24 protein-coding genes and 2 pseudogenes are annotated in these 25,213 nt (G+C 53.9%); 12 read left to right on the top strand and 14 right to left on the bottom strand.

Annotated features, from left to right (window positions below):
• Positions 1–13 precede the first annotated feature (13 nt).
• Positions 14–1,021, bottom strand: a complete 1,008-nt coding sequence (locus BSEL_RS01500; protein ID WP_013171251.1) for a diguanylate cyclase domain-containing protein — start codon at positions 1,019–1,021, stop codon at positions 14–16.
• A 312-nt stretch (positions 1,022–1,333) separates the two neighbouring features.
• On the opposite strand from BSEL_RS01500, the gene BSEL_RS01495 reads away from it, so the two are divergent.
• The 5 genes from BSEL_RS01495 (at position 1,334) to BSEL_RS01475 (ending at position 6,260) form a co-directional block, all read left to right on the top strand.
• On the top strand, positions 1,334–3,004 hold the full coding sequence (locus tag BSEL_RS01495; protein WP_013171250.1) for an SLC13 family permease: 1,671 nt from the start codon (positions 1,334–1,336) through the stop codon (positions 3,002–3,004).
• Positions 3,005–3,101: 97 nt separating this feature from the next.
• Positions 3,102–3,566 carry an Hsp20/alpha crystallin family protein gene (locus tag BSEL_RS01490; RefSeq protein WP_013171249.1) on the top strand — a complete coding sequence of 155 codons (465 nt, stop codon included), beginning with the start codon at positions 3,102–3,104 and terminating at the stop codon, positions 3,564–3,566.
• A 126-nt stretch (positions 3,567–3,692) separates the two neighbouring features.
• Positions 3,693–4,757 carry an SAM-dependent methyltransferase gene (locus BSEL_RS01485; protein ID WP_013171248.1) on the top strand — a complete coding sequence of 355 codons (1,065 nt, stop codon included), beginning with the start codon at positions 3,693–3,695 and terminating at the stop codon, positions 4,755–4,757.
• The gene (locus BSEL_RS01480) at positions 4,750–5,157 is read left to right on the top strand and encodes a VOC family protein (RefSeq protein ID WP_013171247.1); all 408 of its coding nucleotides are present in this window, start codon (positions 4,750–4,752) and stop codon (positions 5,155–5,157) included. The genes BSEL_RS01485 and BSEL_RS01480 overlap by 8 nt, the downstream gene beginning before the upstream one ends.
• Positions 5,158–5,177: 20 nt before the next feature.
• Positions 5,178–6,260, top strand: coding sequence for a flavin monoamine oxidase family protein (locus tag BSEL_RS01475; protein ID WP_013171246.1), 1,083 nt, complete (start codon positions 5,178–5,180; stop codon positions 6,258–6,260).
• 69 nt (positions 6,261–6,329) lie between these two features.
• On the opposite strand, the gene BSEL_RS16880 is transcribed toward BSEL_RS01475, so the two are convergent.
• The 4 genes from BSEL_RS16880 to BSEL_RS01455 form a co-directional block, all read right to left on the bottom strand.
• On the bottom strand, positions 6,330–8,192 hold the full coding sequence (locus tag BSEL_RS16880) for a shikimate kinase (protein WP_049773497.1): 1,863 nt from the start codon (positions 8,190–8,192) through the stop codon (positions 6,330–6,332).
• Positions 8,193–8,196: 4 nt separating this feature from the next.
• A complete protein-coding gene (locus BSEL_RS01465) occupies positions 8,197–9,639 on the bottom strand; it encodes a sensor histidine kinase (protein WP_013171244.1) in 1,443 nt (480 codons plus the stop codon).
• Positions 9,626–10,306 carry a response regulator transcription factor gene (locus tag BSEL_RS01460; protein WP_095522133.1) on the bottom strand — a complete coding sequence of 227 codons (681 nt, stop codon included), beginning with the start codon at positions 10,304–10,306 and terminating at the stop codon, positions 9,626–9,628. Before BSEL_RS01460 ends, BSEL_RS01465 begins: the two co-directional genes overlap by 14 nt.
• Before the next feature lie 92 nt (positions 10,307–10,398).
• Positions 10,399–10,851, bottom strand: a complete 453-nt coding sequence (locus BSEL_RS01455; protein ID WP_013171242.1) for a hypothetical protein — start codon at positions 10,849–10,851, stop codon at positions 10,399–10,401.
• Positions 10,852–11,011: 160 nt separating this feature from the next.
• Here BSEL_RS01455 and BSEL_RS01450 point away from each other — a divergent pair, with 160 nt between their 5' ends.
• Positions 11,012–11,962, top strand: coding sequence for an aldo/keto reductase family protein (locus BSEL_RS01450; protein ID WP_013171241.1), 951 nt, complete (start codon positions 11,012–11,014; stop codon positions 11,960–11,962).
• A gap of 98 nt (positions 11,963–12,060) precedes the next feature.
• On the opposite strand, the gene BSEL_RS01445 is transcribed toward BSEL_RS01450, so the two are convergent.
• Together BSEL_RS01445 and BSEL_RS16875 are read right to left on the bottom strand one after the other, a co-directional pair.
• The gene (locus BSEL_RS01445) at positions 12,061–12,744 is read right to left on the bottom strand and encodes an FMN-binding protein (protein ID WP_013171240.1); all 684 of its coding nucleotides are present in this window, start codon (positions 12,742–12,744) and stop codon (positions 12,061–12,063) included.
• Positions 12,741–13,361 (bottom strand): FMN-binding protein, encoded by a 621-nt coding sequence (locus BSEL_RS16875; protein ID WP_013171239.1) that lies wholly within the window; start codon positions 13,359–13,361, stop codon positions 12,741–12,743. The genes BSEL_RS01445 and BSEL_RS16875 overlap by 4 nt, the downstream gene beginning before the upstream one ends.
• Positions 13,362–13,572: 211 nt before the next feature.
• On the opposite strand from BSEL_RS16875, the gene BSEL_RS01435 reads away from it, so the two are divergent.
• Both BSEL_RS01435 and BSEL_RS01430 read left to right on the top strand, forming a co-directional pair.
• Positions 13,573–14,301 carry a DUF6904 family protein gene (locus BSEL_RS01435; RefSeq protein WP_013171238.1) on the top strand — a complete coding sequence of 243 codons (729 nt, stop codon included), beginning with the start codon at positions 13,573–13,575 and terminating at the stop codon, positions 14,299–14,301.
• Positions 14,302–14,431: 130 nt separating this feature from the next.
• Positions 14,432–14,626: a CDGSH iron-sulfur domain-containing protein gene (locus BSEL_RS01430; RefSeq protein WP_013171237.1), complete on the top strand. Its 195-nt coding sequence runs from the start codon at positions 14,432–14,434 to the stop codon at positions 14,624–14,626.
• Positions 14,627–14,685: 59 nt separating this feature from the next.
• Here the strand turns inward: BSEL_RS01430 and BSEL_RS01425 are convergent, their stop codons facing one another.
• The 4 genes from BSEL_RS01425 to BSEL_RS01410 form a co-directional block, all read right to left on the bottom strand.
• On the bottom strand, positions 14,686–15,015 hold the full coding sequence (locus BSEL_RS01425) for a PH domain-containing protein (RefSeq protein ID WP_013171236.1): 330 nt from the start codon (positions 15,013–15,015) through the stop codon (positions 14,686–14,688).
• Between the two features lie 60 nt (positions 15,016–15,075).
• Positions 15,076–15,429 carry a hypothetical protein gene (locus BSEL_RS01420; RefSeq protein ID WP_013171235.1) on the bottom strand — a complete coding sequence of 118 codons (354 nt, stop codon included), beginning with the start codon at positions 15,427–15,429 and terminating at the stop codon, positions 15,076–15,078.
• 155 nt (positions 15,430–15,584) lie between these two features.
• The gene (locus tag BSEL_RS01415; protein ID WP_013171234.1) at positions 15,585–16,934 is read right to left on the bottom strand and encodes an alanine/glycine:cation symporter family protein; all 1,350 of its coding nucleotides are present in this window, start codon (positions 16,932–16,934) and stop codon (positions 15,585–15,587) included.
• A 208-nt stretch (positions 16,935–17,142) separates the two neighbouring features.
• Positions 17,143–18,093: a hypothetical protein gene (locus BSEL_RS01410; protein WP_013171233.1), complete on the bottom strand. Its 951-nt coding sequence runs from the start codon at positions 18,091–18,093 to the stop codon at positions 17,143–17,145.
• Between the two features lie 121 nt (positions 18,094–18,214).
• On the opposite strand from BSEL_RS01410, the gene BSEL_RS01405 reads away from it, so the two are divergent.
• A complete protein-coding gene (locus BSEL_RS01405) occupies positions 18,215–18,526 on the top strand; it encodes a TIGR04104 family putative zinc finger protein (RefSeq protein ID WP_013171232.1) in 312 nt (103 codons plus the stop codon).
• Between the two features lie 31 nt (positions 18,527–18,557).
• On the opposite strand, the pseudogene BSEL_RS18310 reads toward BSEL_RS01405, so the two are convergent.
• Positions 18,558–18,674 (bottom strand): annotated as a pseudogene (locus BSEL_RS18310) (DNA mismatch repair protein MutS); the annotation flags it as partial.
• A 1-nt stretch (position 18,675) separates the two neighbouring features.
• On the opposite strand from BSEL_RS18310, the gene BSEL_RS01395 reads away from it, so the two are divergent.
• Positions 18,676–18,900: a hypothetical protein gene (locus tag BSEL_RS01395; RefSeq protein ID WP_041582100.1), complete on the top strand. Its 225-nt coding sequence runs from the start codon at positions 18,676–18,678 to the stop codon at positions 18,898–18,900.
• A 75-nt stretch (positions 18,901–18,975) separates the two neighbouring features.
• Positions 18,976–19,529, top strand: a pseudogene (locus BSEL_RS01390) (shikimate kinase).
• A 176-nt stretch (positions 19,530–19,705) separates the two neighbouring features.
• Here BSEL_RS01390 and BSEL_RS01385 read toward each other — a convergent pair.
• The gene (locus BSEL_RS01385) at positions 19,706–20,626 is read right to left on the bottom strand and encodes a CobW family GTP-binding protein (protein WP_013171230.1); all 921 of its coding nucleotides are present in this window, start codon (positions 20,624–20,626) and stop codon (positions 19,706–19,708) included.
• 171 nt (positions 20,627–20,797) lie between these two features.
• On the opposite strand from BSEL_RS01385, the gene BSEL_RS01380 reads away from it, so the two are divergent.
• Positions 20,798–21,757: an alpha/beta fold hydrolase gene (locus tag BSEL_RS01380; RefSeq protein ID WP_013171229.1), complete on the top strand. Its 960-nt coding sequence runs from the start codon at positions 20,798–20,800 to the stop codon at positions 21,755–21,757.
• Positions 21,758–21,802: 45 nt separating this feature from the next.
• Here BSEL_RS01380 and BSEL_RS01375 read toward each other — a convergent pair whose 3' ends face one another.
• The gene (locus BSEL_RS01375) at positions 21,803–25,147 is read right to left on the bottom strand and encodes an MMPL family transporter (RefSeq protein WP_013171228.1); all 3,345 of its coding nucleotides are present in this window, start codon (positions 25,145–25,147) and stop codon (positions 21,803–21,805) included.
• Positions 25,148–25,213: the final 66 nt, after the last annotated feature.

Here is a 25,213-nt window from a genome sequence, read left to right as displayed (position 1 = left end):
CTTACTTACTGCGTCACACTTCCACCCGGTTCCGCCCCGCTCCTTTTGCCCGGTACAACGCACGATCCGCCCGTCCGATGAGGGTTTCACCGTCATCGCCCGTCATAAATGCCGCCACACCGAAGCTTGCCGTCTGAGCGCCCGTTTTTGTGAATCGGTATGCCGAAACAGCCAACCGGAACGACTCTGCGAGATCCTTCGACCCTCTTTCGTCCGTATTCGGGCAGATAATCAGAAATTCTTCCCCGCCCCATCTGCCGACGATGTCCGTTGGGCGGCTTTGTCTGATGAGGAGTTCTGCGAGTTCCTTCAGGCAGCTGTCTCCGGCCTGATGACCATGTGTATCATTGATCCGCTTAAAATGATCCATATCCATCAAAATCACCGCGAAGACCGCTTCTTCCTGGACGGCACGATTGATTTCCATCTCGAGGAGATCCTCGAGACTCGCCCGGTTCCGAAGGCCTGTCAGCCGGTCCGTTGACGCTGCATCACGCTGTTGCTCGAGCGACAGTTCCAGCTCCCGGGTCCGGTCTTGCACGAGGCGCTCCAACACCCGGTTCCGCTCCTCGAGCTCCTTCACCGGGTACGATTCATCGGCTTCGTGTTCATTCGTTGGAAACGAAGCATGCAGATGCACGATCTTGAACACCTGATCCTTCTGATCCCGCCGCCACACCATGGTCAATCGAAGCTGATTGAATTTGAGGCGCTGATGCATGATCTCCGTCTCCAGATTGAGCAGTGAGAAAGTCAGACCCGAATCAGGATTCAAGGCGGTAACCGTCCGACTGAGTTCCTCGAAGTGGACTTCATTCGGTGCCTGACCGAGATCCTGCTTATAGAGTCTCACCACATCGTCATACGTATATGCCATTTCCCCTGCACCCGTGCCGGCCCCCGTCGAGTCCCCGTCCACAAGGGCCAGCGTCTCCCTGATGTCACCACGCCGGAAATACACGTCATAATAATGATCCAACGCCTGGTGCAGTGCTTCTTCCGTCTGGCTCTGTCCGTTCATCCGATCCGCCTCCCCGTTCACTATGCTTCATTAAAACGATCATAGCATACAAACACGGGATGTCCGCTGTCTTTTTGTCTGTTTTTTCACCATAACCACATCGTTAAACGTATTAAATGGGTTATATTTCACTTTTTATTTTCTTTTTACATAAATGTAAATGAGTAAAAATCAGAGGATAACAGAGCGTGATTATGTAAGCGCTATCAAGAATGAGATGAACGGCTTATACGGATTTTCTCAATTATGATCATCGGTGCTATACTGACCGTGAACAAAGTTGTTCGAATAGTTTGAAAAGGAGTGGATCGGATGACGGTAATCAAACAGCTCTGGCAGAAATCGTGGGAGAGTCACGACCGGATCAAAGACCTTCTTCGCCTCATTGGTGGCAGAGGCACCGGGGAACCTCCGGGTTCTGACAGCGGGCGGATGGAGAAAGCCTCCGGTAAAATGACGGGTACATACAGGCAACCTTCCCCAGACGGCCGGGATTTCACAAGAAAACAGGTGATTGGACTCTTATTGGGACCGCTGCTCTTTTTTGCTGTTTTATTTCTTTTTCCTGCGGATGATTTACCGACGGCCGCAAGAGGGGTTCTCGCCGCGACGGCCTGGATCGCCACCTGGTGGATTACGGAAGCCATACCGATTCCGGTGACGTCACTCTTGCCGGTTTTACTCTTTCCCCTCGTCGCGGACATTTCCGTCGGGGATGTGACACCGAACTACGGCAATGACATCGTTTTTCTCTTCCTGGGCGGGTTTATCATCGCCCTCGCCCTGGAACGGTGGAACCTCCACAAACGGATCGCCATCACAATCATCGACTTTATCGGCACGAGCCCAAAACGGCTCATGCTCGGGTTTATGCTCGCCACCGCCGTTCTGTCGATGTGGATCTCGAACACCGCCACGGCCATGATGATGGTCCCGATCGGTACCGCCATTATTTATCAGCTCTCTCACCTCATTGATGAGAGCCCTGTGAAGGACGCGAAAAAACAGGCAGAGTTCTTCGCAAAGGGACTGATGATCGCCATTGCCTACGCCGCCTCCATCGGCGGACTCGGCACGATTATCGGCACGCCGCCAAACACCATCCTTGCCGGACAGCTCCGTGAGCTCTTTGATGTGGATCTCTCCTTTGCCGGCTGGATGGCTTTCGGGGTCCCGCTTTCGATTGTGCTGTTGATCCTCGCCTGGCTGTATCTCGTTTTCTTTGCGTTTCCGATGTCGCTAAAAGAAATCCCCGGCAGTAAAGAGGTCATTGCAGGGGAGAAGAAGGCCCTCGGCCGGATCAGTGCCGATGAAAAAATGGTCCTGACCGTGTTCAGCCTGACCGCCCTTGCCTGGATTCTCCGGTCATTCGTCCTTCAGGAATTCGTGCATCCGAATATCAATGACGCCTTCATCGCCATCTTCGGGGCCATCGTATTGTTTATGATTCCTTCTTTTCAGTATCAGGGCGTGAAGCTGATGAACTGGGACACGGCGAAGAACGTGCCGTGGGGTATCCTGATTCTCTTCGGGGGCGGCCTCGCCATTGCCGGAGGCTTCTCTGACACCGGTCTCGACGTGTGGATCGGCAGCCAGCTCACGGTGCTTGCCGGCGTTCATTTTATCCTGATCGTCCTCGCTGTCACGGCGCTGGTCGTCTTCCTGACCGAGATCACGTCCAACACGGCATCGGCGACCATGCTCATGCCGGTCATGGCAGGCTTCGCCCTCGCCATCGACGTTCATCCCCTTGCCATGATGGTCCCGGCGGCTGTCGCCGCATCCTGTGCCTTTATGCTTCCGGTGGCTACGCCGCCAAACGCCGTCGTCTTCGGTTCCGGCTATCTGAAGATGGGGGATATGATTAAGGCCGGGGTCTGGATGAACATCATCTCCATTATCATCATCGTCGGGTTTGTCACAGTGCTTCTGCCGGTGGCGTTCGGGATCGATCTCCAGAATTTCCCATCCGGACTCGAATAAGCCGAAATTGATCGTACAAAAGGATGTTTAACGCCCTTTTGCACGTGGTAACATCCATACTGAAAAGGATATTCACTCATCAAAAGGAGGGTTCTGTATGACTAACCTGTTTCCAAGACGAAACCGTTCGTCAAACCCGTTCTTCCCTGGTAACAGCCTGTTTCCAACGCTTTTCGATTCAGGTTCATTGAGTGATTTCTTCACGGGGGATCTGTTAAACGACAGCGGCTTTCCCCGTGTCGACATTGAAGACAAAGGCGATTATTACAAGATCGAAGCCGATCTCCCCGGTTTTCAGAAAGACGACGTGGTCGTGGAGTTTGACAACGGATACCTGACGATCCACGGCAAACACGAAACGACGGAAGAGACCGAAGACAAAGAACGCAACTTCGTCAGAAAGGAGCGCTCTTCCGGCTCATTCCACCGAAGCTTCTATGTCGGGGATATCAACGGAGACGACATCAACGGTTCATTCAAGAACGGCGTTTTGACGGTAACGGTGCCTAAAACTGACAAGGAGACACCGGATACGACGAAGCGTATTTCACTGGATGACTGAGAAAAACCCGAAGCCTGATCCTGCATGTAGGGGTCAGGCTTCATTTTTTGTACCGGGCTAAGCTGTTTTACTTTCGCTGAGGAAGGGAATGGAACATTATTCTAAACAAGTAAAGGAGTCCTTGCCATGTGGTACGAACCCGTTCTCTCCCGTAACCTTGTCCCTGACCGTACGCTCCGAATCGCCGTCAGGCGTCTCTTGAAGAATCGCCTTGAAGACCTGCAGTTCCCGTCTGTCAGTGAGCGGCAGGCGTATGTCACCCGTTTTATCGATGCGTTAGAAGACAAACCCATTGCCGTTCACACCGACGACGCCAATGAGCAACATTATGAGCTCCCCGCCGCTTTCTTCAGCCGCGTTCTCGGCGACCACCTGAAGTACAGTTCAGGCTATTGGCCTGAAGGGCTGTCCCTTGACGACCGTGACGCCCTCACCGCCTCTGAAGAAGCGATGCTTGCACTCACGTGCGAACGCGCCGATCTGCGAAACGGCCAGGCCATTCTCGAGCTCGGCTGCGGCTGGGGCTCTTTGTCCCTGTTTATGGCGAGGCGCTATCCCGGCAGCATCATCACCGTCCTGTCGAATTCCGCCTCACAAAAGGCCTATATCGATCATCAAATCGCCAAAGAGAAGCTGTCCAATCTGACGGTCATCACAGCCGACATCAATGACTTCTCAACGGATGACCGCTTCGACCGGGTCGTATCTGTGGAGATGTTCGAACATATGCAAAACCAGAAGCGCCTCATGAACAAGATCAAAGGCTTCCTCGTTCCTGGGGGCAAGCTGTTTATCCATATTTTCAGCCACAAAGACACGCCCTATCTCTTCGAGGTGAAAAGCAGCGGGGACTGGATGGCGAAATACTTCTTCACCGGCGGCATGATGCCGTCCCACCACCTGCCTCTCTACATGGCCGGCACGCTCGCGATTGAGGAGCACTGGGCTGTAAGCGGCCTTCATTACCACAAGACCTGTGAGGCCTGGCTTCGGGAAATGGACCGGCAGAAGGACACCATCATGCCCTTGTTCCGCGAGGTTTACGGCAAGAGAGAGGCCCGCAGATGGTGGGTGTACTGGCGGATCTTTTTTATCGCCTGCTCAGAGCTCTTCCGCTATAACGACGGCAACGAATGGCACGTGAGTCACTATCTCTTCAGAAAAGAAACGGAGGAAGACGCACATGTATAAAGGACTTGGCCACATCGCCCTCACCGTGGCAGATATGGACGCTTCCATTTCGTTTTACTGCCGTCAACTCGGCTTTGAAGAAGCGTTCGCCATTCATGATGACGAGGGAAACCCGTGGATTGAGTACATCAAAATCGCACCGGGGCAATTTATTGAACTCTTTCACGGAGGCCGTGTGCACGTAGAAACCGCCCCCGGTACAATCGGGTTCAATCACCTCTGCGTCGAGGTCACGGACATGGCGGCGCTCGTCCGTCACCTGAATGAACAGGGGGTCCCCATCGACGTGGGGCCTTTGCGGGGCAAGGATTTCAACGAACAGTGCTGGGTAACGGATCCTGACGGCAACCCGATTGAATTTATGGCCATCGACCCCCGCTCCCCGCACGTCAAGAGCTGACACAGAAAGGACCATCCGACATGCCAGAGACGACCATCATTATCGGTGCAGGCCTGAGCGGGCTTTATGCCGCATCACTTCTACACAAAAGAGGCCTGCCTGTATGTGTATTGGAAACAAGGCCGCGTACCGGCGGACGCATCCTGAGTAAAACCGTACCGGATCGGCCTGAACTGGGCCGCTTTGACCTCGGTCCGACCTGGTACTGGCCCGAACACGAACCGCTCATCACCGACGTCATCGACACCCTCGGCCTTGAAGCCTTCGAGCAATATACAGCCGGCGACATCCTCCTCGAGCGATCAGAAAACGCGCCTTTGGAACGGCACACGCTCCCTCCAGGGGCGCAGCCGAGAGCCATGCGCCTCGCAGGCGGCATCGGGCGCCTCACTGACGCCCTGTACGACAGTCTGCCAGATGGCACGGTCGCGCTCGAAACGGCGGTGACGGACCTCACATTGAACGTAGACGGCTCGATCCGGGTAGGGGGAACCGGAAGGGACAACCGTCCCTTCTATCTCGACGGAACCCGGGTCATCACCGCGCTGCCTCCGCGGCTCTTGGCAGAGCGGATCACCTTTGATCCGGCGCTGCCGAACGGGCTGCATGCGGCACTCCGGTCAACACCCACCTGGATGGCCGGCCACGCAAAAGCCGTTGCCGTTTATGACACACCCTTTTGGCGCGAAGACGGGCTCTCCGGTCAGGCGATGAGCTGGGCAGGGCCCCTTCAGGAAATCCACGATGCGTCCCCAAACAATGGATCCGGAGCCCTCTTCGGCTTCTTCGGCATCGACGCCAAAGCGCGCCAGTCACCCGGTGAACCCGGGCTTAAGGAAGCCGTCACGGATCAACTGATGCGCCTGTTTGGCAAGAGCGCCGGTAAACCGATCGAGGTGCTGATTTATGACTGGGCCAGGGACTCGTTTACTGCCACTTCTTTGGATGAGCGCCTTGCAGAGCCTGCCTCTTTTCCTGGTCCGGTGTCGTTGTGGGACGGGCGTCTTCTTTTTGCAGGGACTGAAACCGATCCGTCATCCGGCGGCCATCTCGAAGGAGCGCTGCAGGCAGGGAAACGGGCAGCGGATGCTGTCACGGACTGAATACGCGTACACCAAAAACACCGGACTGTGCCGCTGAGGCAGCTGATCCGGTGTTTTTGCCAGTATCCGTTACACACCCTCGTCCGACCAGGGCGGATGACCGATCGCATCGCCAAAGGAACGGACGTCTGTCACTTCAGCCCGATCATCAACAAAGCATACGTCAATATCGAGGATGATTTCATGCACAAAGTTATACACATACACAAACGACTGTCCCTTTCGCAGGCCGAGTGAACCGATGGTCACCTCATCCGCACGGTGTTCTTCATCTGCCTGAGGCGCATACACCGCCGGCTCTGAATACAAGATGCCATCCAGAAAAAAGGCGTACAGATGATCATCAGTGAGATCAAATGCCTCTAAAATCATCCCATGGAGTTCAGCCAAGGTCGTCTCTTGGGACACAATCATCTCTCTTGATACAGACAGATACGTGATACGAAGCATATGCAGCCCGGGCTCAAAGCTTACGACGTTTCTTGGCAGGGTCCGTTCGATCACTTCCTCGGAATGGAGGGAAACAAACGCTTCAAAAAACGCTTCATGGCGCCTGTCAATGCCAATCGCCTCTTGCAATTGCCTCTCAAATTCGTCCTCTTCATCCAATCCGAACCATTCCTTTGCGGCATCACCCGGCTGAGGATTCAGCTCACCTGTCACTTTCCGGAACGGGAGATTCCACTGTTCAAGGTTCCGATCAAACAGAAGTGTCTGAATCCGCTCCTTGGCGTCCCTGTGCACATGGACTAAGACAAAGACATTCCGGAACCCGGGCTCCTGTTGTTCAAACGTGCGATACTCCTCATCCTCCGCTTCTGTCCAGAACGCAAACCATGAGAAATAGTCGGCAAAACGATCCACCCAGTCCCTTCTGACAGGGAAGGGTTCTCCCGGTCGTGCATGTCTGACAATCTGGATGAGTACTTTCTGAAACAGATACACGTGTTCCGTTTTCCCGCGATCCGTCACATTCGCCCAGTCCGTGTCCGTCCACAGCGTCTCCAAAAGCAGATAATAAATCTCCAGATCCGACAGCTGACGGTATGCCCGTAACCGTTCTTCATCAGCTTTCACATACATCCGCCCCCGCGGTCCCTCTTGAATAGCGAGAAGGCCGCTGTTGATGGCGAGCGTGAAGAAGAGATGAATCACAGGATAGGCCGCCTGGGCTTTTCCCTTGACGGATGCAGGCCGCTTAAGAGCCAGAAGGCCATTCAGCTCCGGCAAGAAAACTGAACTGATTTCACGTTTCTTCTTCGTTACATAAACATCCTTTTCCATCATAAATCGAAGAAGACGGTCATAATCCTGAACGAGCGGATGGGGCACGTCGCAAACAACCGGCTCCCTGTCATCGTATTCAACCAATGTTTCAGCGACTTTCTCTTTCTCCTTGTCTTTGGGTGTGAACGCCATGATTTCCTCGTAGAGCGCTTCGGCCGCCTGATTGGCAGGACGGCCTTTTATTTGAAACTTCACATCCGCTTTTCGATGGCTCGTTCCGTAATACGTCATGTCCTGCTGAATGTCGCGCTCATACAGATGCCGGTTGGCTGCCGTAACCGGAGAGGGAATGAGGCGGGAATCGTCATCGTAAAATGTCAGACGCTCCACGATACGGGCTGCCCGATCGCGAAGGACAACCGTTACGATCTCCGGGTCCTTCTCAATCAGCTTCCAATAATGATCCTTCAGTCCGCTCGGTGTGGAAGCAATGACCCAGTCCCGGCCCTGCATCAGTTTCTCCAGAACAGGCGCCGTCTTCTTGCGGTACTCCCGCTCGGTCGTTATCTGCTCTTTGATACGGCTGATCGGCATGCCGAAAGCCTGTTCAATTTCCAGATCGAGATCGTAAAACACGTGTCCCATTCTCTCTGCGAGCAACTGCCCCACCGTTGACTTTCCGACACAGGCGATCCCTGTGATCACGATTTCATGATGATCCCTCCTCATTCACTGCGCAGAGAAACAGACGAAAAACCGTCCCTTGTTCCCCTGATTCGATAAATGCAAGCCGCCCGTCCATCGCTTCCATCATCATGCAGCTGAGCGGGAGTCCGAGTCCAAGACCCGTCTTCGTCCCTGAGGTCCTCGTTCCGCGATAAAACCGTTCGAACATATGCAGCTGGTCGTCAATCGGCATCCCCGGCCCATCATCACGCACCTCAATCACGCAAGACGAGCTGTCACTGTAACACCGGAGCGTCATGGCGCCTTCTCCGTCCATCGCTTCCGATGCGTTTCGGATGAGATTATGCAGCACCTGTTCAAGGCGCATCGGATCCGCTTGTGCCACGCAGCTTCCGCCTGCCTCTTCACAGATCAGATCAATCTCTGTCCGGCCATAGGCACCGTCCGCCTGACCAACACGGATAATGCCCTCGAGGAATCGCTTCAGCTCAACCGCTTCTTGCCGGATCGGAACATGCCCCGAGGAAAATTGGTTAAATGTCAGTAAATCCGTAATCATTCGCTTCAGCTGAGCGGTTTCCGTCAGGGACATGGCGAGAAATTCCTCCGCTTCCTCTCCCTCAACGACCCCTTCCTGAACCGCCTCAAGCAGGCCGGTAATGGCGGTGATCGGTGTCTTCAGCTCATGCGTGACGCCTGCAAGGAGTTCTTTACGAAGCTGTTCCGCATCACTGAGCTGACGCGTCATCTCCGAAAACGACCGGTTCAGCTCATCCACTTCCTCAATTCCCGTGGATGCAGGGACTGTGGTCTCGTAATCCCCTCCGCGGACCCGCTGTGCAGCATTCGCCGCTTCCTGTATCGGCATCGACAGCCGCCTCGCCATCACCGCCGTCACGAGAACGCCAAACAGAATCACCGCACCCGCAACGATTGCAAGTAACGTATACTGCTCATTCGCCTCTGTGAGGACCGCTTCTTTTTCTTTCATCACGACAAACCCTGCAGTCCCGCCAGTTTCATCCCGTACCGGATGCGACACCGCATAGTAAGAGGCTGAACCTTCATCACCCAGGCGCACGGGCGTCGCGAGGCTGTTCAGGATCGCTTCTTCCAACACGCCTTCCTGGCGCCCCATGCCCGTATCATTTCTGAAGAGAATACGCCCTTCCTCATCTGTTATCACGACGGTCACATCCGCCTCGAGATTCATCAGCTGCCTGTTTCCTGCACGGAAACGGCCCCGTTGGCGACTGTCTGCAAAGGCCTGCAGGTCTTCTTCATCGAGACCGACGGCCAGATCCTCCGCCAGAAACGTCATCGTGTCGAGTCTCGTGTTCAGCGCGTCCTGCCGAATCACGTACATCGCCAAGAGAGACAGAATCACGACCCCGATCACGATCGTGACTGCATAGCGAACGGTCCAGTACCGACTGAGTGAGACCCCTTTTTTATGTATAGGCATGAAAACTGTACCCTTCCCCGCGGATCGTCCGGATCCCGCCATGTTCATCATCCCACTTTCGAAGTGCCTGACGGATCCGTTTCACCGCCAGGTCCACTGCCCGGTCGCTGCCGGTGTAATCCCAGCCCCAAACGTGCTCGATCAGCTCATCTCTCGACCAGACCCGATTCGGATGCTTTGCCAGATGAATCAGAAGCGCCGTGTCCTTCGGCGTGAGCTCCACCTGTTTTCCGGACAGGTACACGCGTCTTTCTCCGTCTCTGATCTCGAGGTCGCCGAATTCCATGGCATCCGTCTTCTCTTCAGAAGGCTGCCGCTTTAATACGGCGGCAATCCTTGCCACTACCTCTTCCCCGTGAAAGGGCTTGGCTATGTAATCATCGGCCCCTCCATCAAAGCCCTTCAGCCGGTCATCCAGTTCGTCAAGGGCCGTCAGCATCACGACCGGGCAATCACTCCGTTCACGGATCTCACTCAGAATGGACCAGCCGTCACGTCCAGGGAGCATCACATCGAGCAGGACGAGATCCGGTGAAGCGTCCAAAAAGACCGCCATCACCTGATGACCATCTTCGACCATCACCGTATGCCAGCCGCGTTTTTTGCAGTATGCGTCCAATACCCTCGCAATCGCCCATTCATCCTCAACAATCATGATCGTCGTCACCGTCTCTTCCCCCTCGTCCGCTGTCATTTCCGTCTTTATCATAACACGAAAATGCGCACAGAACCGGAGGTCCCATACGCATTTTCAGCTGATCACGAGCGATTTTGCTGCTGCCCGTTTCCGTTGCCCGATCCGTTTTGTTGTCCCTTCTGTTGCATGCCACCCCCGGAACCGTCCTGACGCATCTGCTGCTGTTTAACCGGTGCGTCAATGCCCGCCTCCTGAAGCATGGCATGGCCTTCCTCTTTCGTGAGGGCGCCATCCTGAATGCCTGCTTTCACTTCGAGCCATAGGTCCTGATCCTCTTCAGTGAGACTGTCAAACAGGATCTGACCTCCCCGATCCCGCTGACTCATCCGTGCTTCCCATTCCTCTTCCGACCAACCGCCGGCATTCTCCCGTTCACTGAATGCCTGGCAAGGCGTTCCGACGGCTGCCCCATTCTCTGTTTGTTCACCGTTCACCTCTGCGAAGCCGACGGCAGATACACTTCCGGCTCCAAGTACCATCAATACAGCACCAATCATCATTGTCTTTTTCATCATTATCACACTCCTGATTTAGTTTGATTCCCTGTCATTCTGACAGTCCCATGTGTCAGGAAGATGTCAACCCGATAATCAATCGAAAAAACTGTTTCGTTTACCGAAATGCTTAGGTCTAGTACAATAAACCTGTTCAGAATAATCAAGGAGGGGTTTTGACATGCAATACAGACGACTAGGACGATCCGGACTCAAAATCAGTGAAATCAGCCTCGGAAGCTGGCTGACGTACGGCAAATCCGTCGAGGACAACACGGCGGAGCGTACGATACATACCGCTTACGAAGCCGGGATCAATTCCTTTGATTCAGCGAACGTCTATGAACAGGGGCAGGGCGAGCGTGTCATGGCGGAAGCTTTGAAGGCCTATCCGCGGGACTCATACGTCATCTCGACGAAAGCCTTTTTCCCGATGGGCGAAGGTCCGAACAACAGCGGTCTGTCGAGAAAGCACATCACCGAGCAGCTCAACAGCAGCCTCAAACGGATGAAGCTCGACTATGTGGATCTCTTCTACTGCCACCGACACGACCCGGATACCCCGGTGGATGAGACGCTGAAGGCCATCGATGACCTGATCCGCCAGGGAAAGATTCTCTACGCCGGCGTCAGTGAATGGAGCGCGGCCCAGCTCGAGGAAGCCGTCAGCATCGCCTACCGGAAGCTGTTGGACCGGATTGTCGTCAATCAGCCGCAGTATAACATGTTCAACCGCACGATCGAAAAAGAGATCATCCCTGTCAGTGAGAAGCACGGCATCGGACAGGTCGTCTTCTCCCCGCTCGCACAGGGCGTATTGACAGGGAAATACAAAGGCGGACAGGTGCCGAGTGACAGCCGGGCTGCCAACGACGACATCAACCGCTTTATCACCGGCATGCTCAATGAGGATGTCATGAAGAAAGTCGCCAAGCTTGAAGACGTCGCCAAAGAGCTCGGCGTGAGTCTCCCTGAACTCGCCCTCGCCTGGGTGCTCCGTCAGCCGAATGTATCGAGTGCCCTCATCGGCGCGAGCCGGCCTGAACAGGTGGAGATGAACGTGAAGGCATCAGGACTTGTCATTCCGGATGCCCTCGAAGAGACCATCGACACGATTCTCACCGAAGGATAATACGGCATGTTTTCATAACCAAAAAAACGCCTGTGAGTGAAGGGACCTTGACCGGTCTCCTTGCCCACAGGCGTTTGCGCTTCTCTTGATTGATTCTCTTATTCAGCCGCTTCGTCCATCGCAGCCTGAACCGCTTCTTTAATCGCGTCTGAACTGTACGTGGCACCGGATACCCCGTCAATGTCGGCGCTGTTTGCGTCGACAATCATGCCCGGCAGCTCATCCGTGGCGTCGGTGCCGATGCCATCGGTCTCATCGTGAGAGAGGATTTCGACACTCACGATCACACCGCCTTCCACGGTCGTTTCCACGACGATGTCATCATTATAGCCTTCCGCAGCGGTCTCGTACACGCCGTCAGCAAGATCACCGGCTGCACCGCCGTTGCCACCCGCAGCTGCAGACTCATCCAACGCATTCTGTACGGCTTCTTTAATACCGTCAGAGCTGTACGTGGCTCCGGAGATCCCGTCAACGTCGGCACTGTTTGCCTCGACGATGATGCCCGGGAGTTCATCCGTGGCGTCTGTTCCGATGCCGTCTGTCTCATCGTGCGAGAGGATCTCGATGTTTACGATCTCCCCGTCTTCCACGGTGACTTCCACAACGATATCATCATTATAGCCTTCACCTGACGCTTCAAACACGCCGTCCGTGAGCGTCACATCACCGCCGCCAGCTGATTCTTCAAGGGCTTTCTGCACGGCTTCCTTAATGGCGTCCGAGCTGTATGTTGCACCGGATACGCCGTCAATGTCTGCACTGTTCGCATCCACAATCATGCCCGGCAGCTCGTCTGTTGCGTCGGTTCCGATTCCGTCGGTTTCATCGTGTGAGAGACAACGATTTCGCCGCCTTCAATCGTTGTCTCGACCACGATATCGTCATTATAGCCTTCCGCAGACGTTTCAAAGACCCCGTCTGTCAGAGCCAGATCCTCATCAGATCCGCCGCCTGACGCTTCTTCAAGAGCGGCGCGGACCGCTTCTTTTATCCCGTCCGAACTGTACGTCGCACCGGACACACCGTCGACGTCCGGGCTGTTCGCATCCACGATCGTGCCTGGCAGCTCATCAGTTGCATCGGTTCCGATTCCGTAGGTTTCATCGTGTGAGAGAATCTCCACACTCACGATTTCGCCGCCTTCAATCGTTGTCTCCACGACGATGTCGTCATTGTAACCCTCACCAGTTGTCTCATACACACCGTCTGCCAAATCACCGAAATCGGTCTCTTCATCCCCATTGCCGTTGTTCTCGTTCCCCTCATCAGCCGCCTGGCTTTCACCCTCATCCACACGGTTGTCATACGGCAACGGTTCGCTGCTTGAATCATAATTGCCACAGGCACCGAGAATCACGGTGGCGCTGATTATCGACAGCATCCATGTCTTTTTCACAGGAATTCCCCCTCATATCATACTTTATATGCTTACGTATACAAAAAGTGTAGCATGAATGAAAAGGCCTCAACCGTCGATGATTTATCAGATGTGTGAAATTTGTGAAATGATCTGCATAGGGATCGGGCTAATCGGCAAATCAAATGGTGACACGGACTGCCAACCCGCCTATACTTGAGAAAACGACCTGTACAGGAGGCTATTTTTCATGATCAAAGCAGAACTTACCCCAAATCATATCGGCATCGCCGTCAGTGGCGATTTCCACGACTTCGAACAGCTCTATGAAGCCATTCATGAACTGATCCCGGATGAAGGATCAGAGGATATTGATTATCACTATCCGAACCTGAGGGCACTCGGCTTCTGTTATGACCTCAGGCATGCGATGATGGGGCACCGGGATATTTTCCTGGTCGATCACGGCATGAGTGAGGAAACGCTTCGCTACCACGAAATTGTCACAAGCCCCCGCAATCTCTACCTGTCCTTTCCGACACTCGTCCCGGAGATGCTGTTCGTCCTGATGGTGCTGAGGCATTACACCAACAGCCCCAGGGAAAGGCCTTCAAGGACCATGCTCGATTACCACTCTGCCGTGGCCATCGTCAATCACTTCGACAATGCCGTCATGCAGTGTTTCCGGCAAGTTTTAACCGAACGGAAATTCATCAACACCTCAAGAAGCATCCAGGCCGGCAGCCACGTCCTCGCACGCTACCTGACCCTGTATCTTGACAAGATTAATCTGGATTATTTCGAGCTCGAACAAGACGAACGCACAGACAAGATCTCCATCTACGCCAAACGCCTTGGCGAGAGAGGCAGGGACTACGAGAAAATCGAAAGAGAAATCCGAGAAGCTGCCAAACAGCACGGTGTCAGGCCCGAACAAATCCGTTATACACAGTCGTTCCCGGACATCATCGAATGGTGATGCAGACGGGCGCCTTGTAATAATCAGAATTATTTGATAATTAAACCATCCTCCTGTATGCTTATCCTGTAATCATTTCATCAAGATGATAAACAGACACGGGAAGCCAAAGACAGAGGAGGTGGAAAATGTGGCAGATGTCAAAGTGACGGTCACGGACAACGGTCCGTTAATGGTCAAAGGCGAGATTGAACTCGTCGATGGTGAAGGTAATCCCGTTGAAACGAAGAAAAACACGGCGCTGTGCCGCTGCGGGCTGTCGTCAAACAAGCCGTTTTGCGACGGGTCTCATCAGGGCAATTTCGAAAGCGAAGTACGCGGCTGATTTCCATAACAGCAATCCCCCGCTTCACAGGCGCGTATCACGCCGTGAGCGGGGGATCATTATTTGCGTCTGCCTTTACGGGGCAGCCTGTCCGATAGATCATCCTTCAGCTTCTCTGCCACTTCTTTTCGGAATCCGCGAATCTCGAGGTCCGCTTCAGAACCGCCGGACGTTTCGATAACGATGTCACCTGAGACGAGTCCCTGACTGAGACGGACCGAGGCAATCCGGTCATAGGTGACCTCGTCACTCGAACCTTTAAGCCCCATCATGTTTTTCTTCTCCACCTTCACGGACCGTTCATCAAGCCGCACTTCATCAGGATGAAACAGCTTCGTCCACGACAGAATCCCGGCCCTCGCACGGCTTGTCTTGTATACACGGCTCACGGACATCACTCCATTCAGTTTGTATCTTGAATCATGGTCGCCCATTGCGTTCTTGTCATGTCAGCCCTCGTTTTGAAACCTCTTCAGAAACGTGTGATAGACGTCGATATCGACCGTCATAATGCCTTTCATACCGTCATCACATTTAAAAGCCAGCTGATAGAGCTTGACCGTTTTGGAAGATATCCCAAACAGAAAATCGAGCGGACCGAGAAACAGGCTGCCGAGAAGACTTTTGGAGCTGAACATGTTCTGTTCATTCCAGGTGACAGGCTCAAGCTCCCGCCATTCAGCAACGGTTTCTGGCGTCAGCTCCCGGTCATCCCGTTTATAAACCAGATGGATCGAACCGGCGTGACTTCTGACGGACCACCCCTCATAGTCACCGGCAATCACCTTGTTCATCGAGCTCATTGGCCTTCTCCCCTTTCCTGGATTCATTCTATCACAGAAGAAATAGTGCGAAACAGGGGACACCGAAAACTCCGATCATTCTTATGCAAAATTGAAAACAGACCCGCCCCCTCCAGGCATTGCGCCAAAAGGGTCAGGTCTGTTTTATTCGCGAATCACGAGGCGTTCTTCTCTTCAATCCGCTTTTGCTTGAACTTCTTCGTTTCATTCACAATGACACCCGACAGAAGCAACAGTGCCACCAGGTTCGGGAAGGCCATCAGGCCGTTCATCACATCCGCGAAGCCCCACACGATATCAAGGGAAACGACAGAACCGACGAAGAGCATGATCACAAACAGGAACCGGTACGGCATCGACACCTTGCCGCCGAGAAGATAGGTGAAGCACTTCTCACCGAAGTACGACCAGCCGACGATCGTTGAGAAAACGAAGAACAGCAGCGCAACGGCGACGATAATCCCGCCGACACCCGGCAAGTACTGCTCAAATGCCGCAGAAGTCAGCTGCGCAGAACTGTCGAACTCATCCGCCCGCAAGTACATCTGACTCATGACAAGGGCAAGACCGGTGATCGTACAGACGATGATCGTATCGATGAACACCTGCGTCATCGATACGAGCGCCTGACGGGCAGGGACATCGGTCTTCGCCGCCGCTGCGGCAATCCCACCGGTACCAAGACCCGCTTCATTGGAGAAGATCCCCCGGGCAACCCCCTGCTGGATCACGGCACCAACGGCACCTCCCGCCATAGCCTGACCCGTAAAGGCGTCGGTGAAGATGAGCCCGAAAGCAGCCGGGACGTCCGCCACATTCATCAGGACAATCAGAAGACCCGCACCGACGTAAAAGACGATCATCACCGGCACGACAATACCCACGACTTTCCCGATGCTCCGAATGCCGCCGATGATGACAAGACCGACAAGCACGGAGAGGACAAGCCCCGTTACCCAGACCGGTACACCGAAGTTCTGATTTGCGACACCCGCTGCCTCATGGGACTGGACCATGTTTCCGATCCCGAATGCGGCGACCGCAGCAAAGGCGGCGAAGATGACGGCAAGCCACTTCATGCCAAGGCCCTTTTCGATGTAGTACATTGGCCCGCCGGACATTTCACCCCGCTCATTTTGAACCCGGTACTTGACCCCGAGAATGGCTTCCCCGTATTTCGTCGCCATCCCGACGAACGCGGTGATCCACATCCAGAGAACCGCACCTGGTCCCCCGACGGCAACAGCCGAAGCCACACCTGCGATATTACCGGTTCCGACCGTCGCCGCAAGGGCCGTCATCAGCGCCTGGAAGTGGGTAATGTCTCCTTTTGAGACCTGATCCCCCTTTGTAAAGACGAGCTTCAGCGCATACGGCAGCTGCTGGAAGGAGAAAAAAGCCAAACGGACCGTTAAGTATAAACCTGTCCCGACGAGCAGGACGATCAGCGGCAGCCCCCACACAAAGCTGCTCGCCGTGTTAATCAGATGTTCCACAGTTTCCATGCTTCTCTCCCCTTCCTCGTTTTATTTTCAGAATATAGAGAACATTCTAGCATATTGAATCCATAAAAAAACAGCTCTTTTTTCATTTTCCTGTCAAAAAATATGTCGAGCGCCTTTTTCCTGCCCAGTCACCTCTCCGCCGTTCTCCAATAAAAAACGGCGCTCCATCAGGAGACGCCGTTCAAATATCAGTTTCGTTTTATCCTGATTATGTCTCTTCTTGAATCATCCCAAGCTGTTTCAGCTTCTTGAACCGCTCCACGATAAGGATTCCCTGCCACTGCCGTTTCGCAATCGCAAAAGCTTCCGGATACTGCCCCCACTCCCAGCTGATCGGCCAGGCACCGTCCCGCTCCCGGGTCGTCTTCCAATACTGGATCTGTTTCTCCACAAGACCATCCTCAAAGCCGATGTTACGGACATCTTTCCACGAATGCACCACATCAAGGGGAAGCGCCTGATAACCCCTGCCCCATTTGAGGGGATCCGTCTCCACAGCCTGATACAACAGACTGTGCAGCTGATCTTCACACCGCCTGAGGGAGAAGCCCGTATCCGCCTCAACCGCGTCAAACTGATCCTGAAGAATATGGAGCGCATACTGAAAATTACTGAGCTCGTGATGATCCATGTCATTCACGGTCATAAGCCGCTTCAGAGCCTTTCGCATCGTGAGAAGCCCGGCCTCCGTTGCCGCTTCGTCTCCGCCCCCGTAGTAGAGGCAGTAAGCCGCGAGCTCCACGCCGGGATTGAACTGCCACTCTTCCTGCGCCTGTTCGTGCCAGCTCCACCAGGGGGCGTGGGGAAAGTGACTGATCTCCGGGAACGTCGTCTGCCACATCCCCGTCGCCCTGTTCTGGGTGGCAATGAGATAATCCATGAGCTTCCTGATGACAGGGTGAGCGGCAGGCGTCTTCAGTTCAAAGAGCATCCTCGCTGCCGTCCAGCTCCCGATCGCCGACGACATCGGACACGTGAAGTCCGGCTCAATGCCGTGGCCGAAGCCGCCGTCTTCGTTCTGATAGCCCGTGAGCACATCCATCACATCCTCAGTGGACCCTTCCTCAAACCAATACCGAAACCGCATTACCTCAAGAGGGCGTCCGTTCCTTACGAGCCAGCGTTTCGCCTGATCGAGATGAATTCTCTTTCCTGTCATCGTCACCGCCTCCATTTCGTCTTGTTTGTTCTTTAGCTCTGTCTGTACACGTCCGACAGACCGTAGTACGATGCAGCTGTCTGATCAAGTCCGGTTCAACGACACAAAGGAGGTCTCACCGATGACACCGACCTTACCGACTTGCGCATCCTGCGCATCGGCCCTCACCTGGAAAGAAGCTCTGTTCATGCAGCGTTTCCTGCAAAATCACAACCGCTGCCCCCGCTGCGGTGCCGTGCAATACATCAAGACCCGAAAGCCCGCGCTCTTTGTGACGGTAATAATGGCGGTTTCCCCGCTCACAGTAAATCTGTTTACAGAAGTCACCATTCCCCTTGCCATCGTTTTATACACCATTTTGATCCCGCTTCTTGTCACCGTCAGTCCGTTTACCTATGAGCTCTCTGACGACGACCCGCTCATGAAGAGCTGATGGGGCACGTTCTTCAGCAGACGCGCCCTGTTCAGTCCTCCTCATCAATGGCGAGGCCTTCCACATACTTCCGGTCCATGAGATGCTTTTTCTTCCGGTAGGTTTTCGACTTGAAAATGATATCAAAATCATAGTCCGGCGGATACAGCATGGAGATGTATCTGTTGATACCCCTTGGATTTATCGCCGTTTCATTCATAATTCTCATCGCCCGCAGAAAAAGCATGCAAGAGGATCTCGCCTTTGTGAAGGCACACCCGAACAGTCAGGAAGCTGCCATCAGGCAAAAAGCCATGATCCGCTGGATCTGGGGCGTGACCATCTGGGGTGTTGTCAGTATGACCCTTGTTGTCTGGTTATTCCAGACCTTTTGACCAGGGGATGAACTGAAAAAAGCACTTCTGCATAAGAAGAAGCCAGAACACTCAAAAGAAACCGGAGGAACTGTGATGAAATTCGTCCTGCTGTTTGGCCCGCAAGCCGTTGGGAAAATGACGGTCGTCAGGAATTGGAAAAACGAACTGATTTGAAATTGTTTCACAACCACATGACCATTGACATGCTCCAACCTTTTTTCGGCTTCAATCCGGAGATGTGGCGCTTATCCACGATGTTCAGAACAGAAATCTTTAAAGCCTTCGCCGCCAGTGACCAGTCCGGAATGATTTTCACCTATGTATGGGCATTTGATCTCCAGGAAGATTGGGACCATGTGGCTCAGATCACAGCCCCATTCGAAAAACAGGGGGCAACAGTCTATTTTGTCGAGCTCGAAGCCGATCTCGACGAAAGACTGAAAAGGAACGAAAGCCCGCACCGGCTGGCTCATAAACCGACGAAACGGGATGTTGACACATCCGCCAACGAACTGAAAGCAACGTATAACAACCACCGCTTGAACTCCAAGGAAGGCGAAATTCAAAGAGAGCTTTACCTGAGAATTAACAACACCCACCTGGACGCTTCCGAAGTCGCCAAACGCATTGCCGCGTTCATAAAATAAACAGCCTGCCCGCGCTTCAGGACGACGTTTCTTCATGGACAGTCACCGTCCCGAATGACATTCATTCAACGATGGCAACCGCAAACTCCGGCCCAACCGATATCATCAAACAACAGAACCCCTCATACTAAACAGGACCAGTCGCCTTTTGAAGGCACCTGATCCTGTTTTTTCTTTCACTTCCCGATCGCCGTAAGCTTGTCTCTGAGCGCATCATGATCAAGGCCGTCGCCGATGAACACCAGGGTGTTCGTCCGGTTCAAGTCCGACTCCTCATACGTCACCATCCCATAGGAATACTGAAGCAGCATCGTCCGCTCGTCCCCGGTGAAGCGGATGTAGCCTTTGATCCGGTAGACGCTGTCCGGCATCTCCTTCACAAATGTTTCGAACGCTTCCTGAGACACGGGTTCCGTGAAAACGTGTGTAAAGGTCTTGATATGGAGGTCTTCTCTGACGTGCAGCGGAGCGTGGGTGCGCCCTTTACTGTACTGACTCTCCTGAAACATGACAGAGCGGACATCCACGTAGGCAAAAGAGGCAAACAGAAGAGTCCCTTCGCTGTTGATCCCGCGAATCTCCTTCTCCACCGACGACCGTTCCTCCTCGGACAGGCGGTCCGCCTTATTCATCACTACAAGATCCGCGTTCCTGACCTGTTCACGCATCAGCTGTTGCACGGCGGCACTGAGGGACCGGCGCTCGCCCCAGGCAACGAGATCAAGGAGGGTTACGACCGAACGGATCCGCAGATCATCCACAAGCAGCGGGGTCATGCACGCCTCGAGGACATCCACGGGGTGGGCAACACCCGTCGTTTCGATATAGATCACGTCAAGCGTATGATCACGGACAAGACCGTGCAGCTGAATCTCGAGTTTATCGGACAACGAGCAACAGACACAGCCGCCGAGGAGCTCTTTTAACGGTGTCCCGTCTCCCACTGCGTCAGAGTCGACCGATACGCTCCCCACCTCATTCATGACGACTGCCGCCTTGCGTCCGTGCTTTTGGTCCGCCTGCAACAACCTCGTAAGCAGCGTTGTTTTGCCTGCCCCGAGAAACCCGGACAGGATGATGACATCCACCTTGTTCATTACGCATCTTCCTTTCTCTTCTGTCTGTTCACTCTACCATACAGCCTTCTGTTTTTTCCATTGACCAATATGACTTCCGTCATGCAAGTCATGACGGAGGTGACCTGTTACGCACTGCACAATCTGATACGATACAGACAGAATCAAACTAAAGAAAGGTGGAGATTAACTATGAAACGATTCGTGAAATGGACGCTCATCGCCCTGCCGATCGTGCTCATCGCCATTGCAGGCATCATCATTGGAGGCAGCTATCTCGAACATCAAAACGCCATCGAGGAAGACATGGCTTACTACCCGGCACCAGGAGAACGGATCGACATCCACGGGGACGGCCACGCCATGCATGTCCACGGCGAAGGTAAAGGCGGGGCAACCGTCGTTTTTCTCGCCGGTTTCGGGACACCGTCGCCCTTCTATGACTTCCAGGCAATCCGCCGTGCCCTCCCGGATGGCTACCGGACCGTGGTTGTCGAGCGCTTCGGCTATGGCTGGAGTGACGTGACGGACTATGACCGGGACATCGGCACCGTGACGGACGAGACGAGAGCCGCCCTTAAAGAGGCGGGTGAAGAAGGACCGTTTATCCTTGCCGGGCACTCCATGGCAGGCATCGAAGCCCTTCACTATGCACAGGCATATCCGGAAGAGGTCACGGCGATAATCGGCCTTGACCCCCTCGTTCCCGCTTATTACGACGAACACGGAGAAGAACCTGAGGTGTCCGGCGTGGTAACCTTTCTTGCCCGTTCAGGCCTGATGCGCCAACAGCCTGACGTCTTTAATGAAAACTTCCACGCCATGGCCAAAGGCCTTCTCGATGATGACGACGCAGAAGCTGCGAGAAGCGTGTTCAACCGGAGGGTGCAGACGGCAAACATGGCGGATGAAGCAGAAAAACTGACGGCCAATGTCCGGACGGTTCAGGACGCCGGGACGCCGGATGCCCCGTTTTTTGCCGCCATCTCAAGTGAAAATCACGACGGACAGCCGTTTATTGAGGCGCTCGCAGCGGATACCGGTGGCAAGAGCCGGATCTTTGATGGCGGGCATTATATTCACCTTGATCAGCCTGAAGCCATTGCAAAACAGATCGTTGACTGGATGCAGGCTGAGGCAGGTTCAGACTAGTTGTTCAAGAAGCGGCCCGTTCAGTCAGGCCGAACAGGGCATTTTTTATGAATCGCGTTCACTTTTGGGTCTTCCTAATGGCCACCAGTTCCATGAACCCAGGAGAAGCATGCAGGCCGGCACAAACACCGGAAGCATCACAAGCGTATAAAGCAGAAGCCCTGTCATGATCACCGTACTGACCTGCATTAGCGTCAATACTCCTGATGCCATCATCGCGGCAAAGGTACCGCCGAGGATCAGCGCCGCCGAAATGACGGTGCCTCCAATCCGCTTCATGGCGATGTGAATCGCGTCATGTATCGTGATCTCCTCGCCTTCTTCGAGGATCTCCCTGAATCGTCCCATGAGGAAGATAGAATAATCCACACCGAGAGCCATCAAGAGAACAAAGGAGAAGAACGGTACCGCCCACATAATCCCGTCGTAGCCGAGGATCGTTACAAAGATCAGCTCGGCCACGGCCATCGAGCCGATATACGTCAGAACAAGGGATACAAGCACATAGAGCGGCATGATGAGCGACTTGAACAGGAACGTCAAAGCGATGAAGATTCCAGCAAGCATAACCGCAGCCGTGACGAAGAAATCCTGATCGGACACATCCCTCAGGTCACGGTTGCTGCTTGTGATGCCGCTGAACGCCATCTCTTTGTCTTCAAACGGCGTGTCCCTGAGCGTAAATGCCGCCACCTCCTCGACCTCATCAAGGATCATCATTGCCTCCTGACTGTAGGGATCTTCTTCGAACAACAACTCCATGCCGGCTACCTGTCCGCCAGGTGTCACGTATTGATCGAAGGCTTCCTCAAATGCTTCTTCCTCAAATGCCTCATTCGGGATAAAAAGCCCTTCAAGAGGGTTTTCTTCCTGCTTCGACACCTGCCGGAGCGCGTCTTCCGCTTCGCCAATTCCTTCATTCAGCTCTTCAGTCCCTTCAAGCATGTCACGGAGGCCCTTGCGAAAGTTCTCCAGACCGTTCCGGCCTTCGCCGACCCCATCAAGGAGAGCATAGTGGCCGCTCTGAAGCTCATCAAGTCCGCCAGAAAGATCCGATGCACCCTGCCTGGCCTCAGCCATCCCGTCCAGAAGCTCCTGATGACCGTCCTGCACATCATCCAGTCCAACCTGAAGGTCACCGGCTCCTTCCTCGGCTTCTTCAAGACCCTCTGCCGCTTCTGTCAATCCTTCTTCAAGCTCTTGAAGCTGACCGTCGCCGTCTTCCAAGGCAGAACGAATCTCGTCTGCATAGGATGAGAACGGCGGAATCGGCAGATCAGGAACGAGTGCCGTCAGATCCAGATCCGGAAGGGTTACATCTTCCGGTACCACCGAATGCCCGTCAAGGAGCGACCGGATTCTGCCAAGTTCCTCGGACGGGAGATCTCCTTCCGCTTCTGCTTCGAGATCGTTGAGGGCTTCCTGAAGCTCGCTGCGCAGCTGCTCTTTCTCTTCTGCCGCATTCGCCAATGCCTCTTCTGCTTCCCTTCTGGCGGCCTGGTAGCGATTATTCACCGTTTCTGCCCGCTCCTGCACCTCGTTTTCTAATTCACTGCCTCGCCGTTCAAAGGCCTCAATCTCCGAAACAACGGCCTCAGCACGCGTTTGCCACAATCCCAAGTCTTCCCGGCTCGAAGATACGTCCCTGCCCGCATCTTCAAGTCCCTGTCGAATCTCACCAATCCCTTCACCGATCTCTTTTGCACCGCTGCCGAGTTCTTCGGTACCCTCCATCAGGTTGCGGATTCCGGCTTCAGCCTCGTCAAGCTGATCTTCGGCTTCTTCCACCGCCGCCATGATTTCTTCTGTCCCTGCAATCAGTTCACCGATGCCTGCTTCCGCTTCATCAAGGAGCTCCTCACTGTCATCGAGACCGTCCTTCATCTCATGAATGCCATCCGAAAGCTCATCAAGTCCGTCAAGGGCCTCCACCATCCCCTCAGAAAGTATACCTGCCTGTTCAGGAATCCGGAATTCATCCGGCACGTCCTCATCCGGACGGTTCAGACCCCGAACACCACGGATACCCTCGACTTTCTCTATGTTCATGGCCAGCTGTTCAAGGTGAGCAATCTTCCCGTGATCGTCCCACGACGCTTCATCCGTCTTCAGATAGAGCGTGCTGAAGAAGAGATCTCCTTGCCCGAAGGCCTCCTCCGTCAGCTCGTACGCTTTCACGGAATCATAATCCCCCCGAATTTCCTGGACGTTATCAAAAGAACGAAGATCGTCATAGAAAAGATAGAACGGAATCACCAGAAGGGCAACTGCGACTAGGGCCAGCTTTGGTGAACGCAGTGTCAGTCCGCCGATAAATCCCCAAAGCGGGTTTGATGGGTTTGATGATCCCGGCTTCCCCGGCCAGAAAAGCCTGACTCCACCAAGGGCGAGAACCGCCGGCATCACCATCCAGATCCCGGCCATCATAACCAGGACCGCCACAGCAACGCCCACTGCCGACTGATACAAGTCAAAATCCGCCAGATAGATGGTCGCAAACCCGATAAATCCCGTCAGCGCCGAATACAGAACCGTCGATTTAGAAGCCCTCATCGTCGTCAACATCGCCTGAAACGCTGTCTGATCTTTCAGCACTTCTTCCTGAAACCGTTTCATGATCAAAATGCAGTAATCCGTCCCCACCCCAAATACAACGGCCAGGACGAACATCTGCGTAAAATTGGATACCGGAAATCCAACCCAGTCGATCAGCCTCGATACGATACTGATGGAGAAAAGATACACGGTCCCGAGAAGAAGAAGAGGCACGAGTGGGGAAACGAGAGACTTGAAGACAAGAGCCAGCACGAGAAAAACGAGGGAAACCGTAATGTACGTGGACGTGACGAGACCTTCTTCCGTACTGACTACGACATCTTCATTGATGACCGCCTCTCCGGTCTGGTCATGATCAACCCCTTCTGCCTGAGACGCTTCCTGCAGTTCGTTACGTATATCGGCATACTCATGTGCTTCAATATCCATCTCCACAAGCGCAATAAGCACGTCCCCGTCTTCACTGATGAGCCGTTCCTCTTCCATATCCCCGTCAAATGGGCCCGTCACTGCATGGATAGGCAAATTATGATCCTCTTCAGACAGCCCGGCAAGGACTTCCTTAATCTCTTCTTTCTGTTCAGATGAGAAACCATCCTCCTGCTCGTATACGAGCAGGATCTCTTCTCCACCAAAACCATCATCCTCTTCAATCAGCTCTTCTGCGATTTGAGAAGGAAAGCCCTCCGGCGCTTCCGCCTGCCCCTCTTCCCGGACAAACTGATCGATGTCAGGGGCCGTCACAAAAGAAACCGCAAGCAGCACAAGCCAAATAACCGGCAACAGGTAAATCAGCCATTCTTTTAAAGACGTACTTTCAATCCATTTTTTCATCACATACTGCCTCCACGTTCACGCATTCCACTTCGATTCCATTTCCCTTCCACCTGGTCTTTCAAC

The organism is [Bacillus] selenitireducens MLS10 (assembly GCF_000093085.1).
Lineage (GTDB): Bacteria > Bacillota > Bacilli > Bacillales > Salisediminibacteriaceae > Salisediminibacterium > Salisediminibacterium selenitireducens.
Note: the sequence above shows the minus strand (reverse complement) of the source record. Positions and strands in the feature narration are given on the sequence as shown.

What these genes read in the sequence shown, in the direction of transcription:
- BSEL_RS01500 (WP_013171251.1), bottom strand. Translation starts at nt 1,021, where the DNA reads ATGAACGGACAGAGCCAGACGGAAGAAGCACTGCACCAGGCGTTGGAT.
- BSEL_RS01495 (WP_013171250.1), top strand. Translation starts at nt 1,334, where the DNA reads ATGACGGTAATCAAACAGCTCTGGCAGAAATCGTGGGAGAGTCACGAC.
- BSEL_RS01490 (WP_013171249.1), top strand. Translation starts at nt 3,102, where the DNA reads ATGACTAACCTGTTTCCAAGACGAAACCGTTCGTCAAACCCGTTCTTC.
- BSEL_RS01485 (WP_013171248.1), top strand. Translation starts at nt 3,693, where the DNA reads ATGTGGTACGAACCCGTTCTCTCCCGTAACCTTGTCCCTGACCGTACG.
- BSEL_RS01480 (WP_013171247.1), top strand. Translation starts at nt 4,750, where the DNA reads ATGTATAAAGGACTTGGCCACATCGCCCTCACCGTGGCAGATATGGAC.
- BSEL_RS01475 (WP_013171246.1), top strand. Translation starts at nt 5,178, where the DNA reads ATGCCAGAGACGACCATCATTATCGGTGCAGGCCTGAGCGGGCTTTAT.
- BSEL_RS01465 (WP_013171244.1), bottom strand. Translation starts at nt 9,639, where the DNA reads ATGCCTATACATAAAAAAGGGGTCTCACTCAGTCGGTACTGGACCGTT.
- BSEL_RS01455 (WP_013171242.1), bottom strand. Translation starts at nt 10,851, where the DNA reads ATGATGAAAAAGACAATGATGATTGGTGCTGTATTGATGGTACTTGGA.
- BSEL_RS01450 (WP_013171241.1), top strand. Translation starts at nt 11,012, where the DNA reads ATGCAATACAGACGACTAGGACGATCCGGACTCAAAATCAGTGAAATC.
- BSEL_RS01445 (WP_013171240.1), bottom strand. Translation starts at nt 12,744, where the DNA reads ATGATTGTGGATGCGAACAGTGCAGACATTGACGGCGTATCCGGTGCA.
- BSEL_RS01435 (WP_013171238.1), top strand. Translation starts at nt 13,573, where the DNA reads ATGATCAAAGCAGAACTTACCCCAAATCATATCGGCATCGCCGTCAGT.
- BSEL_RS01420 (WP_013171235.1), bottom strand. Translation starts at nt 15,429, where the DNA reads ATGAGCTCGATGAACAAGGTGATTGCCGGTGACTATGAGGGGTGGTCC.
- BSEL_RS01415 (WP_013171234.1), bottom strand. Translation starts at nt 16,934, where the DNA reads ATGGAAACTGTGGAACATCTGATTAACACGGCGAGCAGCTTTGTGTGG.
- BSEL_RS01410 (WP_013171233.1), bottom strand. Translation starts at nt 18,093, where the DNA reads ATGACAGGAAAGAGAATTCATCTCGATCAGGCGAAACGCTGGCTCGTA.
- BSEL_RS01405 (WP_013171232.1), top strand. Translation starts at nt 18,215, where the DNA reads ATGACACCGACCTTACCGACTTGCGCATCCTGCGCATCGGCCCTCACC.
- BSEL_RS01395 (WP_041582100.1), top strand. Translation starts at nt 18,676, where the DNA reads ATGGAGATGTATCTGTTGATACCCCTTGGATTTATCGCCGTTTCATTC.
- BSEL_RS01385 (WP_013171230.1), bottom strand. Translation starts at nt 20,626, where the DNA reads ATGAACAAGGTGGATGTCATCATCCTGTCCGGGTTTCTCGGGGCAGGC.
- BSEL_RS01380 (WP_013171229.1), top strand. Translation starts at nt 20,798, where the DNA reads ATGAAACGATTCGTGAAATGGACGCTCATCGCCCTGCCGATCGTGCTC.
- BSEL_RS01375 (WP_013171228.1), bottom strand. Translation starts at nt 25,147, where the DNA reads ATGAAAAAATGGATTGAAAGTACGTCTTTAAAAGAATGGCTGATTTAC.